General features: G+C 62.0%; 11 protein-coding genes. 6 read left to right on the plus strand and 5 right to left on the minus strand.

Annotated elements, in window-relative coordinates:
• Nucleotides 1-72: 72 nt before the first annotated feature.
• Nucleotides 73-2,277 carry a methyl-accepting chemotaxis protein gene (locus ACWPN8_RS01630; protein ID WP_492239683.1) on the minus strand — a complete coding sequence of 735 codons (2,205 nt, stop codon included), beginning with the start codon at nucleotides 2,275-2,277 and terminating at the stop codon, nucleotides 73-75.
• Nucleotides 2,278-2,599: 322 nt separating this feature from the next.
• Between ACWPN8_RS01630 and ACWPN8_RS01635 the strand changes: the two genes are divergently transcribed.
• The 6 genes from ACWPN8_RS01635 to uvrC all read left to right on the plus strand — a co-directional run bounded on the left by ACWPN8_RS01635 (nucleotide 2,600) and on the right by uvrC (nucleotide 11,651).
• Nucleotides 2,600-3,415 (plus strand): DeoR family transcriptional regulator, encoded by an 816-nt coding sequence (locus ACWPN8_RS01635; protein ID WP_109448376.1) that lies wholly within the window; start codon nucleotides 2,600-2,602, stop codon nucleotides 3,413-3,415.
• 155 nt (nucleotides 3,416-3,570) lie between these two features.
• Nucleotides 3,571-4,626 carry a GMP reductase gene (locus tag ACWPN8_RS01640; protein WP_492239684.1) on the plus strand — a complete coding sequence of 352 codons (1,056 nt, stop codon included), beginning with the start codon at nucleotides 3,571-3,573 and terminating at the stop codon, nucleotides 4,624-4,626.
• 1,486 nt (nucleotides 4,627-6,112) lie between these two features.
• On the plus strand, nucleotides 6,113-7,663 hold the full coding sequence (locus tag ACWPN8_RS01645) for a methyl-accepting chemotaxis protein (protein WP_492239685.1): 1,551 nt from the start codon (nucleotides 6,113-6,115) through the stop codon (nucleotides 7,661-7,663).
• 28 nt (nucleotides 7,664-7,691) lie between these two features.
• Complete coding sequence (locus tag ACWPN8_RS01650) at nucleotides 7,692-8,483, plus strand: EAL domain-containing protein (protein ID WP_492239686.1); 792 nt, start codon at nucleotides 7,692-7,694, stop codon at nucleotides 8,481-8,483.
• A gap of 235 nt (nucleotides 8,484-8,718) precedes the next feature.
• A complete protein-coding gene (locus ACWPN8_RS01655) occupies nucleotides 8,719-9,678 on the plus strand; it encodes an AraC family transcriptional regulator (RefSeq protein WP_492239687.1) in 960 nt (319 codons plus the stop codon).
• Nucleotides 9,679-9,776: 98 nt separating this feature from the next.
• A complete protein-coding gene (gene uvrC / locus ACWPN8_RS01660; RefSeq protein ID WP_109448368.1) occupies nucleotides 9,777-11,651 on the plus strand; it encodes an excinuclease ABC subunit UvrC in 1,875 nt (624 codons plus the stop codon).
• A 4-nt stretch (nucleotides 11,652-11,655) separates the two neighbouring features.
• On the opposite strand, the gene ACWPN8_RS01665 is transcribed toward uvrC, so the two are convergent.
• The 4 genes from ACWPN8_RS01665 to ACWPN8_RS01680 all read right to left on the minus strand — a co-directional run bounded on the left by ACWPN8_RS01665 (nucleotide 11,656) and on the right by ACWPN8_RS01680 (nucleotide 14,963).
• Nucleotides 11,656-12,882, minus strand: coding sequence for a hypothetical protein (locus ACWPN8_RS01665; protein WP_492239688.1), 1,227 nt, complete (start codon nucleotides 12,880-12,882; stop codon nucleotides 11,656-11,658).
• A gap of 209 nt (nucleotides 12,883-13,091) precedes the next feature.
• Entirely contained in the window at nucleotides 13,092-13,562 is a 471-nt protein-coding gene (locus ACWPN8_RS01670) for a hemerythrin domain-containing protein (protein ID WP_109448366.1), read from the minus strand.
• Nucleotides 13,563-13,682: 120 nt separating this feature from the next.
• Nucleotides 13,683-13,943, minus strand: a complete 261-nt coding sequence (locus ACWPN8_RS01675; protein ID WP_492239689.1) for a hypothetical protein — start codon at nucleotides 13,941-13,943, stop codon at nucleotides 13,683-13,685.
• A 153-nt stretch (nucleotides 13,944-14,096) separates the two neighbouring features.
• Nucleotides 14,097-14,963, minus strand: coding sequence for a universal stress protein (locus ACWPN8_RS01680; protein ID WP_492239690.1), 867 nt, complete (start codon nucleotides 14,961-14,963; stop codon nucleotides 14,097-14,099).
• Between the last annotated feature and the right edge of the window lie 93 nt (nucleotides 14,964-15,056).

Genomic DNA, 15,056 nt, shown 5'->3' on the forward strand with positions numbered 1-15,056 from the left:
TGAGGCTACGCCGGATCGAGCGTCTTTCCTATCGGAAATAAGGCTGATCCGGCTCCCCTCCCCGCACCAGGCTCACGCCGCGCGGATGCGGCCCAGCAGGCGGTCGATATCCTCGCTCAGGCTTTCGGACCGTTGCGAAAGCGCGCGGGTGGCGTCCACCACCTGGGCGGCGGCGCTGCCGGTGCGGTTCACCGCATCGTCAACCGAAACCACCGTGTCGGCGATGCTCTGCACCGCGTCGGAGGCGTGGTTGATGCTGCGCGCGATTTCGTCGGTGGCGGCGGACTGCTCCTCGACCGCGGCGGCGACCATCGCGGTGATCTCGTCGATGCGGCTGATGGTGCGGCCGATGTCGTCGATGGCCGACACCGCTCCCTGCGCCGTCGTGCGCACCGCCTGGACCTGCTGGGCGATCTCCTCCGTCGCCTTGGCGGTCTGGCCGGCAAGGCTGCGCACCTCCTCCGCCACCACGGCGAAGCCGCGCCCGGCCTCGCCCGCCCGTGCCGCCTCGATGGTGGCGTTCAGGGCCAGCAGGTTGGTTTGTCCGGCGATGGCGTTGATCATGCCGACCACGTCGCCGATCTTCTGCGCGGCGGCCGCGAGTTCAACCATCAGGTCGTTGGTGCTGCGCGCCTCCGCCACGGCACTGCGGGCGATCTGGCTGGAATCGCCGACCCGCCGCGTGATCTCGCCGATGGAGGCGGAAAGCTGGCTGGCGGTGGCGGCCACCGTCTGCACGTTCGTCGCGGTGTCGGCGACCGCCGACCGCACGTCGGTCATCCGGCGGCAGGTCTGCTCGGCGGTGGTGGACATCCCCTCCGAAGCCTCGCGCATATCGGCCGATGCGGTGCTGATGTGACGGGACGCCTCCTTCACGCTGGCCTCGATGCTCGCGGTGATCGACTGGATGGTGCGCGACCGCTCGGCGTCGGCCGCCTGCTTCATCGCGTCCTGGTCCTCCTGCAAGCGGGCGATCTCGGCACTCTTGTCGCGGAAGACGCCGACGATCCCCGCCATCTCGGCGATCTCATCGCGCCCGCCGACCGCGGCGTCGACGGCCAGATCGCCGCCGGCCACGGCGCGCATGGCGTCGATCACCCGCATCAGCCGCCGGGTCAGCCGGTTGCGGACATAGAACCAGGCGGTCAGCAGGCTCGACAGCACCACGACCGCCGCAGCCCCGCCCTGCACCGCGACCGCACCGGAAATCGCCGTTTCGGTCCGCGTCACATCGGCATCGGTGCGCTCCTGCTGGTGCGCGACCACCGCATCGATGGTGCCGTTCAGGTCGGCGGTCAGCCGCACCGTCTCGGCCAGCGCGCTTTCGATGTCGGCGGTGATGCGCGCCTGCTCGTCGCGCAGGCGGAAGACGCTGCCGGCGCCGCCGCCGAAAGCGGCGAGCCCATCGCGCGCCTTGACCAGCGACGGCCGGTCCTGGTTGTCCTTCGGCAAGGCGCCGATGGCGTTGTCGACGCGCAGCAGCGCCCAATTGTACTTCGACCGGATGTTGTTCAGCGTCGCCCCATGCGGCACGCTGGAGGCGGCGGCGATCATGCCGAAGGCGAGGTTGCCGTTGGCCTGCACGTTCATCAGCTGGGTGATGACCGGCAGTTCCTCCTGCGCCAGCCGGCGGCCCAGCCCGGTTGCGGTTTCGACCGCCTGCGCGGCGGCCAGATCGCCCACCACATTGTTGACCGACAGGGTCGACACCTCCAGCAGCGGCGCCACCAGATCGGTGAAGTCCTCGTGCGCCATCACCGCGTCGGCAACCAGCGTGTTGAGCTTCTCCTCCATCGCCAGCCGTTCGGCGGTGCGCTTGCCCAGCGTGTCGAGTGCCGCCCCCATGCGCTCCAGCAGCTTGGCGACCGCATCCGCATCCGCGGCCATGCCGCCGGCCTCCATACCGCCGGCCGGCCCGCCATTTCCTCCGCCGGACTGGCTGCGCATCGCCCCGATGCGGTCGCGCAGGGCCGCCAGCCGCCTGGTCAGGCCATCCATCCGCTCCGTCAGTTCCGCCGCATCGCGCGAGGCCGCCACCGCAGGCGCGTCGGCGGCGATCGCGGTGCTGTCCTTCGCCAGATTGAGCGAGCGGACGATGGCCGGCACGCTGCTGCGGCCGATCTGGTCCATCGACCGTCCGGTCTCGGTCAGCGACCACCATGCCATCACGCTGGCGAAGGCGGCGAGCATCGCCACCCCGCCGAAGGCCAGAAACAGCCGCCCCTGAATGCCGAGCCGAACACCCCGCCGCCCCCCGGCTGGCGTCAGTTGCGTCATATTCCTCTCCTATACGTTATCTTTATGTCGGCAGGCCGGACCGTTGAGCGTCGCGACAAGTTTGAAGGATGGCGGCGACAGCCGTCAGTCGCGGCAAACCCTGATCGGGCTGACGGCATCGGCCAGACATCGGAACCGCGTGGATCCTGTCATAGCATGCGCGTTCATTTTCGTAAAGAAACATGCTTGTGCTACGAACAATATCCGGCGTACGGTGCCGCAACTCCAGCCGGGCGCCGGAACCGTCGCCTTTTCGCTTTGACCCATCGCGCGCATCTGATTCACTCAGCGCCCCCCTTTCGAGACCGGAGACAGCCCACCGATGGATGCGCGCCTGGACGCCGAACGCCGCCAGCAGGAAATCGTGGCCCTGGTCCATGCCAAAGGCATGGTGCAGATCCAATGGCTGGCCGAACATTTCGACGTCACGCCGCAGACCATCCGCCGCGACATCGAGCATCTGGCCGGCCAGTCGGCCGTCCGGCGCTTCCGCGGCGGCGTCACCGTGCCGTCCAGCGTGGAGAACATCGCCTACTCCACCCGCCAGACCCTGATGGCGGAGGAGAAGCGCCGCATCGCCGAACTGGTCGCCCGCCATGTGCCGGAGGACGCCTCGCTGTTCCTCAACATCGGCACGACGACGGAGGCGGTGGCCCAGGCCCTGCTCGGCCACAAGCGGCTGCGGGTGCTGACCAACAACCTGAACGTCGCCACCATCCTGCACAAGAACACGAACTTCGCCTTGTCCATCGCCGGCGGCCTCGTGCGCGAGCGCGACGGCGGCATCATCGGCGAGGCGACGGTGGAGTTCATCCGCCGCTACAAGGTGGACATCGGCATCATCGGCATCAGCGGCATCGACAGCGAAGGCGACCTGCTGGATTACGACGAGCAGGAGGTCCGCGTCGCCCGCGCCATCATCGAAAGCTCGCGCCGGGTCTTCCTGGTCACCGACCACACCAAGTTCGGCCGCAACGCCATGATCCGCATGGCCGACGTCAGCGTGCTCGACGCGCTGTTCACCGACCGCCTGCCGCCGGCCGAGTTGATGGAGGTGCTGAGCAACGCCGACTGCCAGGTGCATGTCGCCGACGGCAGCGACGCGGCCAACGGCGATGGGGAGGAGGCGGAGGAGTAGGCGGATACCCCTCGTTTCGGCGAAACAGCTTCAAACGCGGCACCCCTCACCGCAGCCCCAACGCCGCTTGCCGAACCGCATCATCGCCTCCACTCTGTGGTGTTGGGCCTTGTGAAAAGCGGTTGGCCCACCGAACAGAGATGAGCAGGTGTGCGGTGATCATCGAAAGCGACCTCAAGCTCGACTTCAAGGATGTGCTGATCCGGCCGAAACGCAGCACGCTGCAGAGCCGCAACGACGTGGACGTCAACCGGACCTTCACCTTCCTGCACACCCAGCGCGACTGGACCGGCTTCCCGCTGATCGCCGCCAACATGGACGTCACCGGCAGCATGGGCATGGCCCGTGCGCTGTCGCGCTTCGGCGCGATGACCGCCCTGCACAAGCATTACAAGGCTGACGAGCTGGCCGACTTCTTCCGGGCCGAGGCTGAATTGGCCACCCTGTCCAACGTCTTCTACTCGATGGGCATCGCCGAGGCCGACCACGACAAGTTCCTGGCGGTGAAGGCCAAGGCGCCGGTGGGCAAGATCTGCCTGGACGTCGCCAACGGCTATACCGAGCGCTTCGTCGAGGTGATCTCCCGCCTCCGCCAGGAGAATCCGGAGGCCGTCATCATGGCCGGCAACGTCGTCACAGGCGATATGACGGAGGCGCTGCTGCTGGCCGGCGCCGACATCGTCAAGGTCGGCATCGGGCCGGGTTCGGTCTGCACCACCCGCAAGATGACCGGCGTCGGCTATCCCCAGCTGTCGGCCATCATCGAATGCGCCGACGCCGCCCACGGGCTGAAGGGACAGGTTTGCGGCGACGGCGGCTGCACCGTGCCGGGCGACATCTCCAAGGCTTACGGCGCCGGCGCCGACTTCGTCATGCTGGGCGGCATGCTGGCCGGCCATGACGAGTGCGAGGGCGAGATCCGCTACGAGGACCGGGACGGCAACCGGGTGCCTGTCGCCATGACCTTCTACGGCATGTCGTCGGACACCGCGATGCACAAATATTCGGGGGGCGTCGCCTCCTACCGTGCGTCGGAAGGCAAGACCGTGGATGTCCCTTATCGCGGCCCGGTGGAGAACACGATGCAGGAGATCATGGGCGGCGTGCGCAGCATGATGACCTACATCGGCGCCACCCGGCTGAAGGAAGTGCCCAAGCGCACCACCTTCGTCCGCGTCGGCGCCCAGTTGAATACCGTCTTCGGAGGCTGACCGGCCTCCGGGAGCTCGCCGCAGCGAACTTCCAGTTTGGATCGCCTGAGAATTGCACCCGGGCAGAGGCGCCGCTCGGATTGCCGAGCTCGAAGCTATGGTTCCGTACATCCTGCAACAAACGGACGGAACCATATCTTCTGGTTTTCCATACAAGCAGAACCTCGAATGGTTTCATTTGAGACGGCTATTGCCGGGCCTTCCAACATCCCACTTTCTCTCAACGCACGAAACACATCCGGTCAGCGCAGACATCGTACATTTGAATGATTTGCCCTGACATATCAGCAACAATGAGATCGGCAGCAATGAACGTTGCGAACACCAGATGGAGGCAGGGATGTAAATCCTCAAAAGAAACAATCGATCCTGTTCAAAAAATGGACAGGAACCTGCATGGCCTTGAAAGGCCAATAACTTTTTCAGTGTATGAGCGGAAACCACATGGAATACTACATAGAGTGCGTAATTTCATCCGATGAACCAGAAGAATCTTCGGAATACTCCTTGAAGGAAATTGCCTTTTTTATAGACAGCTTCTTAAAAGGAAAAAACTACCTATACAGTATAAATGTCCGCAATATCAAATCTGGAAAGTACCTTTTTGAAAAAATTGGTCACCCAGCCAGCGAACAATAAAGTTCATGAATTGAATCCGCTATTTATATCATAAGCCGCCTCACGATCCATAGGGTGCGACAGAGTGGCTTCGGGTCACCTGGAATCGGGGTCGGTTCAAAGCACGGTCTCCGGCCAGAAAATGCTCTTTGAGTGTCAATGAAGCGCACTCAAGAGCCTGTTTGATATTTGAAGCGTAGTGGGACGGCGATGCCGCCGAGCACGACACATGCGAATCTCCGCTATCCTGAGAGCGCATATCACCGCAATCCTGCTCCCCCAATCGAAGGCCGAAGACCTCTTTTAGAAACGCACCATGCGTCGGCCCCGCCGCTGAAGATTCGCCAATCCAACCCGTCATAATTTTGAATAGTTCTTATTAACAAATTTCGAAGCACATCAGCAATAAAATAAGCGCTGTAAAAAACATAATTACGGAATTTAACTTAGTGGATAATGAATCATACCTTCATCATATGATAGTTCTTTTGCACTATTTTAAAGCGCCCTTTTTGCCAGTGCATGAAACACATTCCTTCAGCGCGGAAACCATACATTTGGATGATTTCTGGACCAAAAGACTGGAATATCAATTTCTCGGAAGAACATACTGGCTGTGCCGATGGCGTCAGGCGGAAAGACTAAAAGACATGCAGAAAAGTCATTTCTGGTTTCTAAGAAGAATACAGGGCGGTAGTATCGGAAAATCCCGCTCCCGCATCGGGATTGCACAATACAGGCCCCAACCCTGACCACCGTCTTGTTTCCGGCGGACCTGAAGCACAGTCTCAGCCGCCTTGACCGAGCATCTGCATACTCTTGATGTCACGCGGACGGACAGGGTTGAGTGAAGCAGCAAAGGGCGTCCATGGACGCAGGCACAATATCCGGCAGAGAGCAAAACCAAGCCTTACCGGTCGATAAGCAAAAGGGGCCTCGCATGTTTTCTCAGTTGTCAAAGAAAAGTGACGCCGAAGCGGTTCTGGCATCACTGGATCGCTCGCAAGCCGTCATCGAATTCAATATGGACGGGACAATTCTGGCCGCCAATGGGAATTTCCTTGAAACGGTCGGCTACACCCTCGGAGAAATCAAAGGAAAACATCACAGCATGTTCGTGGAAAAAGCCTTCCGCGATAGCCCCCAATACCAGGATTTCTGGAATACGTTGAAAAATGGCCAGTTCATACGTACGCAGTTCAAACGCATCGGCAAGGACGGTCGGGAAGTCTGGCTTGAAGCGTCCTACAACCCTGTCTTGCGCAAGAACGGCACCCCCCGCAAGGTGATCAAGTATGCGACGGACGTAACCGCGCAGAAGCGGCAGTACGCCGATCTTCTTGGACAGATCAATGCGATCAGAAAATCCCAGGCCGTGATCGAATTCAATCTTGATGGAACGATCCTCACGGCCAATGAAAATTTTTTATCCACAGTTGGTTATAGTTTGCAAGAAATCGAAGGAAAGCATCACAGCATTTTCGTTGAAGATGGACACAGAGAAAATTCAGAATACAAAGTTTTTTGGGAAAAGCTTCGCAATGGAGAGTTTCAAACAAAACAATGGAAACGGATTGGAAAAGGAAATAGAATTATCTGGCTGGAAGCCAGCTATAATCCGATTTATGACCTGAATGGCATTCCTTTCAAGGTCGTGAAGTTTGCCACCAATGTCACTGACCAAATAAAACTTCTGACAGATCTCAACAAAATGATCGATGTGAATTTTACCGAAATCGAAGCCGCAATCTCGCAATCCGACTCTCTCGCCTTGTCCGTCGGATCGGCTGCGGGGCAAACATTCGGCAACGTTCAAACCGTCGCCGCCAGCGCCGAAGAACTGTCTGCATCGATCGGCGAAATCTCACACAGTATGGTCAAATCCCAATCCGCCACGGATCGCGCCGTGGAGCAAACCCTTTCCGCCGACACGTCGGCGCAACGCCTCGCCCAGACAGCCGACGATATGGGAAGCATCCTCGGCCTGATCCAATCGATCGCCGCGCAAATCAATCTTCTGGCCCTGAACGCCACCATAGAGGCCGCCCGCGCGGGTGAAGCCGGCAAGGGTTTTGCCGTCGTGGCCAACGAGGTGAAGAATTTGGCCGGCCAGGCAGCCAAAGCCACCGAGCAGATCGGACATGAAATCGAAAGAGTCCGATCGACGTCGCATGACGTTGTTTGCGCTCTCGACGGGGTCACAAGCGCCATCGAGGCAGTGCGCCAGAACGTATCGGTCACAGCGTCCGCCGTCGAAGAGCAGACGGCCGTGACCCGCGACATGTCCTTCAACATGCAGAGCGCAGCCATCGCCGTCGAAACGATCACCGGCAACATTGCCCAGATCTCGGCCGCCATCAGTCAAAGTGCCAATGCGCTGCTGAAGACCAGGGATGCGGCGCAGATACTGGCGCGCTGAAAAACGAAGAAGTCAAGGTAGACCCTAAATGCATACCGCCATCGCCGACGCCCTGCGGGATTCCCTCGCCACCCCCAGCCAATGGCTGAGAATGGTGTTCCAACCCCAATACGCCCTGGACGACAGTCGTCGATTGATCGGTACGGAAGCTTTGGTCCGGTGGAGACATCCGCGGCTGGGAGAAGTGTCGCCAGCCGAATTCATCCCCATTGCCGAAATGACCAACCTGATCGTCGATCTGGATCGATTTGTTTACAGGCGGATTGTTGCGCTGATCCAGGCATGGCAGGCGTGCGCGCTCAATTTCCCACCGATCAGCATCAACATATCGCCCCTGTCTTTCTGTATCCCCGGTTTCATCGACGGGCTTGTCCAAAGCGTCGAGGATGCAGGCATTCCCCATCATTCTTTGATAGTTGAAATTACGGAACGTGCACTTTTGGAAATCAATCCCGTGTCTTTGGCACGAATGGAGTCTATGAAACAGGCCGGAATCAAAATTTCCGTCGATGATTTTGGCATTGGATATTCGTCCTTTTCCTATGTCAAACATCGCATCCCATCGGAGATCAAAATCGACAGGAGCTTCATTTCCGGCATAGGCCGGACATATGAAGATGAAGCGATCATCCGGTCCATAGTGACACTTGGAGATTCCCTTAATCTCAAGGTAATTGCCGAGGGCATAGAAACACAATGTCAATTGGACTGGCTACGGGCATCGGGCTGCCAATTCGGTCAGGGCTATCTGCTTGCCTTTCCGCTTGAATTCGATGATTATACGAGACTTCTCTCGAATTACCACCATGCCAAGAACTGACGATACCTCACCAAGGCTATATCTTGTGTGGCTTTGAAACCAAAACCGCAACAAGATTCACAATTTCTATTTCAAAATTATATAAAAATGCTTACAATGCGGCATTCATTATCGTTAAACTTTGTATGGGTATTGCATTTTTTAACAACAGAAAAGTCAGTTTCATAATTTTTTCATCAAAGCTTTATAGATTGTATAGGCCCTTGAGTTTCGAAAGGCGCTTACGGGGAAGACAATGACCGCTGATAACTTTCGGAAGTTAACCACGAAAGGATTGAATCAAAATAAAGCAAAAGAATATTGGGCAGATCATGTTGGTAGCGCGTGCTACAATGTGCAAATTAATTATAAAAACGACGACCTGTTTGAAGCGGAAGTTGATTACAAGGGATTTAATTTTGGAACCCTGACTCATTTTCGTCTGAATGGTTCTCATGAAGTTGACCGAACTCCCTATTATATATCGAGGGATAGCTCAGAATCGATCTGCATTGCCATGACATTGGATGGCAATGCAGAAGTGTCTTGTGGTGGCCGTGACCTCACATGGAAGGGGGGAGGCATTTATTGCGGAGGGAACTCAATTCCCTATCATTTTGTTACAGACCGCGAACTGGTTTTCACTGCGATCTATTTCGACATTTCTTACATGAAATCCATCATCCCCAATCCCGACATCCTGCATCTGAAGGAAATGCCCACGGCGACCGGGTGGGGCGGGGCTTTGGCATCCATGATGAGGGAGATCACGCCACGGACCATCGACCATCTTGCCCTCCCTCCCAGCACCGTTGCGGATCATGTCCTCGGACTGCTGGCCCTGTCGATCGGTCCCGAAATCGATCACCTGACCAGCAGTCAACGATCGTTGCGTGAAAGGCTTCGCCAGGATATGCGCGACCGCCTGTTCGATCCGTCATTGAACCCGACAAGCTTTGCCGCCGAGCATGGAATTTCCGTCCGAACCCTCCATGCGGTGTTCACCGTTTCAGGCAACAGCTTCATGCGGGAGTTGCTCGGCATGCGCCTTGCCCGGGCCCGTTCGTTCCTGGAGGACCGCAGATATGACGCCAAGACGGTTGCGGAGATCGCTCTCCTTGTCGGCTTCGTGAATGCCGACCATTTCACCGCCCGATTCCGCAAGGCCTTCGGAATGCCTCCGACCGAATGGCGCAAAAGAAGCACCGGAGCATGAGGCCCCGGCAGCCTCGTCCGACTCTTGTCTCTTGGTCCCGTTCCGTTCTACTGATTGAGTGAGCGGCGAATCGGAGCTTTGCGGGAACGAGGGAGCTTATGCACGGGGTGCCCGGCAGCGGAGCGGACGTGATCCGCGCCCAGTTGCCGACCCTTCCGGACACGCCCGGCGTCTATCGGATGCTGGCGGCCGACGGGTCGGTCCTTTATGTCGGCAAGGCCAAGAACCTGAAGCGGCGGGTGGCCAGCTACACCCGGACCGACGGGCTGCCCGGCCGCACCCGGCGGATGGTGTCGCTGACCCGCTCCATGGAGTTCGTCACCACCCACACCGAGGCCGAGGCGCTCCTGCTGGAAGCGAACCTGATCCGCAGCCTGCTGCCGCCCTTCAACATCCTGGTGAAGGACGACCGCTCCTTCTCCTACATCGTCATTGGAAAAGGACACGACTTCCCTCGCCTGATGCATCACCGCGGCAGCGCCGAGCGGCGCGGCAGCTCGGGAAAGGGCAACCGCCGCGAGTCCGACCTGTTCGGCCCCTACGCCTCGCCGCATCTGGTCGGCATGACCATCGCCGCCCTGCAACGCGCCTTCTTGCTGCGCACCTGCGACGACGGGGTGTTCGCCTCGCGCACCCGGCCCTGCCTGCAACACCAGATCAAGCGCTGCTCCGCCCCCTGCGTCGGCCGCGTCGACGAAGAGGACTACGCCGCCCAGGTCCAGGGCGTGCGCGACGTGCTGTCCGGTCGCAGCGCGGAGGTGCAGGCGGAGTTCGCCCGCCACATGCTCGACAGTTCCGACCGGCTGGAATATGAGGACGCCGCCCGCTGGCGCGACCGCATCCGCGCCCTGACCGCACTGCAAAGCCGCCAGGACATCAATCTGGAGGACACGCTGGGCGATGCCGACGTGCTGGCCCTGCACCGGGACGGCGGTGCGGCCTGCGTCCAGGTCTTCTTCTTCCGCGGCGGCCGCAACCAGGGCACCCGCGCCTTCTTCCCCCGCGTGGATGCCGAGGAGGAGCCGGGCGACATTCTGGCCGCCTTCGCCGCCCAGCTCTATGCCGACACCCCGCCGCCGGGCCTGCTGCTGCTGAGCGACCCGGTCGAGTCAGCGGAACTGCTCGAGGAAGCGCTGAGCCTGTCCGCCGGGCGCCACGTCGCCGTCGAATGTCCGAAACGCGGACCCAAGCGCCGCGCGGTCGAACATGCGCAGACCAACGCCCGTGACGCGCTGGGCCGCCGGCTGGCAGAGCGCTCCACCCAGGCGACGCTGCTGGAGGGGGTGGCGCGCGTCTTCGGCCTGCCCGACGCGCCGCGCCGGGTCGAAATCTACGACACCTCGCACATCCAGGGATCCTTCCCGGTCGGCGCCATGGTGGTGGCCGGGCCGGAGGGGTTCCAGCGCAATGCCTACCGCCGTTTCTACATCCGTGATCCCGAGGCCGCCGGCAACGATTACGCCATGCTGCGCGAGACCTTCACCCGCCGCTTCCACCGCAGCAACGAGGCTGGCCGGGATTCCGGACAATGGCCTGACCTCGTCCTGATCGACGGCGGGTTGGGGCAGTTGAATGCGGTGAAGGACGAGCTGGCGATGCTTCAGATCACCGACATCCCGCTTGTCGCCATCGCCAAGGGACCGGACCGCAATGCCGGACGGGAGCGCTTCTTCCGTCCCGGCCTGCCGCCGCTGACCCTGGAGCCCAACGATCCGGTGCTGCATTTCCTGCAAAGGCTGCGCGACGAAGCCCACCGCACCGCCATCGACAGCCACCGTGCCCGCCGCATGAAGGCGATCTCGCACAGCCGGATCGACGGCATCCCCGGCATCGGCCCGGCCCGCAAGAAGGCCCTGCTGCATCATTTCGGCAGCGCCACCGCCGTCGCGTCCGCCGGACTGAAGGATCTGGAGGCCGCCCCCGGCATCAGCGAGACCATCGCGCGGAAGCTCTACGAGCATTTCCACGGATAGACGGTTACGGCACCGCTTTCCCCGTGAACGGATTCCAGCCCAGCGCCGCCAGCGCCGCCCAGGCGGTGGCACCCAGATGGGGCCGGCGGTAGTAGAGGAAATCGTCGGTCTTGCTGTCCGGCCCGATGGCGAGCCCGGTGGTCAGCACCTGCGGCCGGGTGGCGTAGAGATAGCCGCCAGGGCTGACTTCCTTCAGAATCTCGCCGAACAGCCGGTCGGCATCGCCGCGGCGGCCGACGCTGCGGTAGGCGAGTGCCGCCTGCGCCGTGCCCTCCACCCACATGCCGTCGCGGTCGTCGTTGAAGTCGAACCCGCCGTCGGCGCCATGGGCGCGCTCCGCATAGGCGAGTGCCGCCCGCCATGCCTCCGGCGCCTTCGGCAGCAGCAGCGGCCAGAGCTGCGCATCGAGGCCGGAGGTCGAGGTGCTGATCGTCACGCCGTCCGGCGCGGTGCCGATGGGAAAATGGTCGCCGCCCGCCGTCCACAGCGTGTCGAGGAAGGCGCGCGCCTCGCGCTCCGGCCCGGCGAAATCGTCGCCCGAACTGTCTCCGGAGCCCTTGCCGGAACTCTTGCCGAGCCAGGCGAACAGCGCGACCAGATCGGTGTTGTGCTCCGTCGATTTCCAGGTCAGCGGCTGCGGCGCGTCGTCGAAGCCTTGGACGCCGCCGTTGAAGCCGCCGGGACCGCGCGGGTCGCGGGTGTGCTCGACCACCCAGCGCGCCAACTCGACCGCACCGTCGCGGAAGCGCTGTTCGCCGGTGGCGTCGCCCAGAGTCAGCAGGGCAAGACCGGCCCAGGCAACATTCCCCGTGGCGGTGCCGACCTGATAGGGGTCCTCGCCCCAATGATTGCCGACGGCATCCCACCAGCCGTTGGGCGGAATCGGCCGCTGCTTCTGCGCGCCAGCCCGATAGGTGTTGCGCAGCCGCCCCTTCCAGCCGGCACGGTCGAGCGACACGGCGTCGAGCAGCGCCTCGCCGATGCGCAGGGCTTTGTCGCGCTGGCCGCAAGCGGTCAGCGCCATGATCGCCAGCGCATTGTCGTAGGTGAAGGCCGCATTGGAGAGTGCCGGCTCCGAGGTCGGGCCGGGCGCATAGGAATTGTCGTAGCTGCGCAGGAACAGCGGCCCGCGCCCGGACACCTCGTCGACGCGCGCTGCCAGCGTGCCGCAGGTCTTCTGCGCCAGCTCCTTCGCCGGCGGGACCGGTGCAGCCGACCCCGAACCGCACATTAGGGCGTAAACTCCAAGGAAGACCGCCGCGACGGTGGTGCGGCCGAACCGCTCTCCTCGCCGTGGGAGCATTCGCAAGAGGCTGACACGCTTGGACATCGACACCGCCGGCCAAATCAAAGAAGCCCCTGATATGGCCCCTTTGCCGGCCGACGGCAACCAAACGGACTCAGCCCCCTCCCCGGTGGGAGAGGGCGGAGCCAACCGGCTTACAACGGCGCCAGACCGGCCATGATGTGGGTCTTGCGCTCGGCATAGGCGCTGCCCAGCTCGGCGGCGCGGTCGTCGTCCAGAGCGTCCTTGGCCTCCTCGAACAGCTCCTCCTCCTCCTCGTCCAGGTGGTGGCGGACCAGTTCGCCCAGCACCTGGAGCTTTTCCTTCCAGCCGCTGTCGGTGGTCTTCATCGCGTTCAACTCATCCAGCAGGCCGTTGATGAGGTGATGCTCGTTCAGCCCCTCGACGGTTTCCGACTTCGCTTCCTTCACCTTCTTGAGGGAGGCGTAGAAGACGCCCTCTTCCACCTTCGAATGGGCCCACAGCTCGCGCTGCAGTTCCTCGAACACGGCACGGCCGCTGCCGTTGGCCTTCTCGGTCTTGTCCAAAAGGCTGCGGATGGTGTCGTGGTCGGTCTTGATGCGGGCGAAGATGTCGGCCTGGGTACCGGTGGTCTTGCTGGCCATCGTCGGGGTCCTTGGCAATTGAGGGCAATCGTTCTGGGAACGTGGTGAACGGTTGCCGATAGAACCCCGTCGCGGCCGGACTGTTCCCGGCCGCGTCCCTTTCGCCATCGCCTTACACCTTTACCCGCGCGGGTGCGTTTCCACGAATTCGCGCAGAGTGTGCATCAAATCCACCGCATGGCCGACCTGCCCATGGGCGCAGGCCTCCGCGATGTCGTCGGCGATGATGTGGGCGATGCGGTCGGCCCCGCCCGGGCAATGGGCAAGGCAATGGCCCATCTCCACGGCGACCATCTCCGGAACATGTTCGTGTTCGGCAATCGCGTCGATCTCGGCTTCGGTGAGATCGCTCAGCGCGATGCAGTCCTTGATCGTCAACATGGCGCGTTCCTCCCGGGAACGGCCGGACTGCCCTGCTGGCAGGGTCGGAAAACGGTCCTGCTTGACACGGCATCCCTGCAAATGCCGGAGCCGCACGGGCCCCCGCCAACTGTGGGCGACGGGGAAAACCGCGCGGCCGAAGACCGGCAAAAATCAGTGAGCCATCAGAACCGGCAGCCCGGCGTGGTTCAGCACGTAGCGCGTGACACCGCCCAGGATCATTTCCCGCATCCGGCTGTGGCCGTAGCCGCCCATGATAAGCAGGTCGGCGCCCAGCTCAACGGCTTTCTTGGTGACCGTCTCCCCAACGGGTTCCGATCCCGGATGCAATACAGTTAACTCCGGGTTAACTCCTTGCCAAGCGAGATATTGGGCAATGCGACGTCCTGTCGCGCCTTCCGTCACTGAAGTTTCGGCGGTCAGCACATGGGTGCGGTCGGCGCTGCGCAGGAAGGGCAGAGCCGCGGCGACGGCGCGCGTCGCCTCCGTCTTGCCGTTCCAAGCGACGGCGACGGTGTGGCCGATCTCCGCCGGCAGGTTTTTCGGCACCAGCAGCACCGGCCGGGCGGAGCCCAGCAGCGCCGTCTCCATGGTGGTGTAGCCCTGCGTGTCGGCCTCGATGGAGGTGTGGGCGCAGACGATCAGGTCGGACAGGCGGCCTTCCGCCGGCACGACGTCCTCGATCCGGCCGATCACCTCGCGCCAGGAGGCGGACGGCGCCTCGACCCCGCCGGGGACGTCGCGAATCTCGAACCCGGCTTCGGCGACCGCGCTGTCGAAATGGCGGCGGGCGGCGGCGCGATGGTTGTTCGACTCCGTCTCCGCCGCGCGCATGATCTCGTCCACCATGGCGCCGGACATGCCCTCGCCCAGCATCGGCACGGCGTCGCGCGGGTCGAGGCGGACGAACAGGCCGACGAGGTGGGCGTCGAAGTCCCGCGCCACCGCCACCGCGCCCTTCAGGGCGACCGGATCGTTGTCACTGCCGCACAGCGGCACAAGGATGGTCTTGTAGGTCATGGACTCCTCCCGGACCGGTTCGAGCGGCCCTTCCCGGACGGCGGCGGCCCACCCGCCGGTGTGGCGGGCAATTCTCGCCCTTGCCGTCATTTG

It is taken from the genome of Azospirillum sp. UENF 112521 (genome assembly GCF_058780665.1).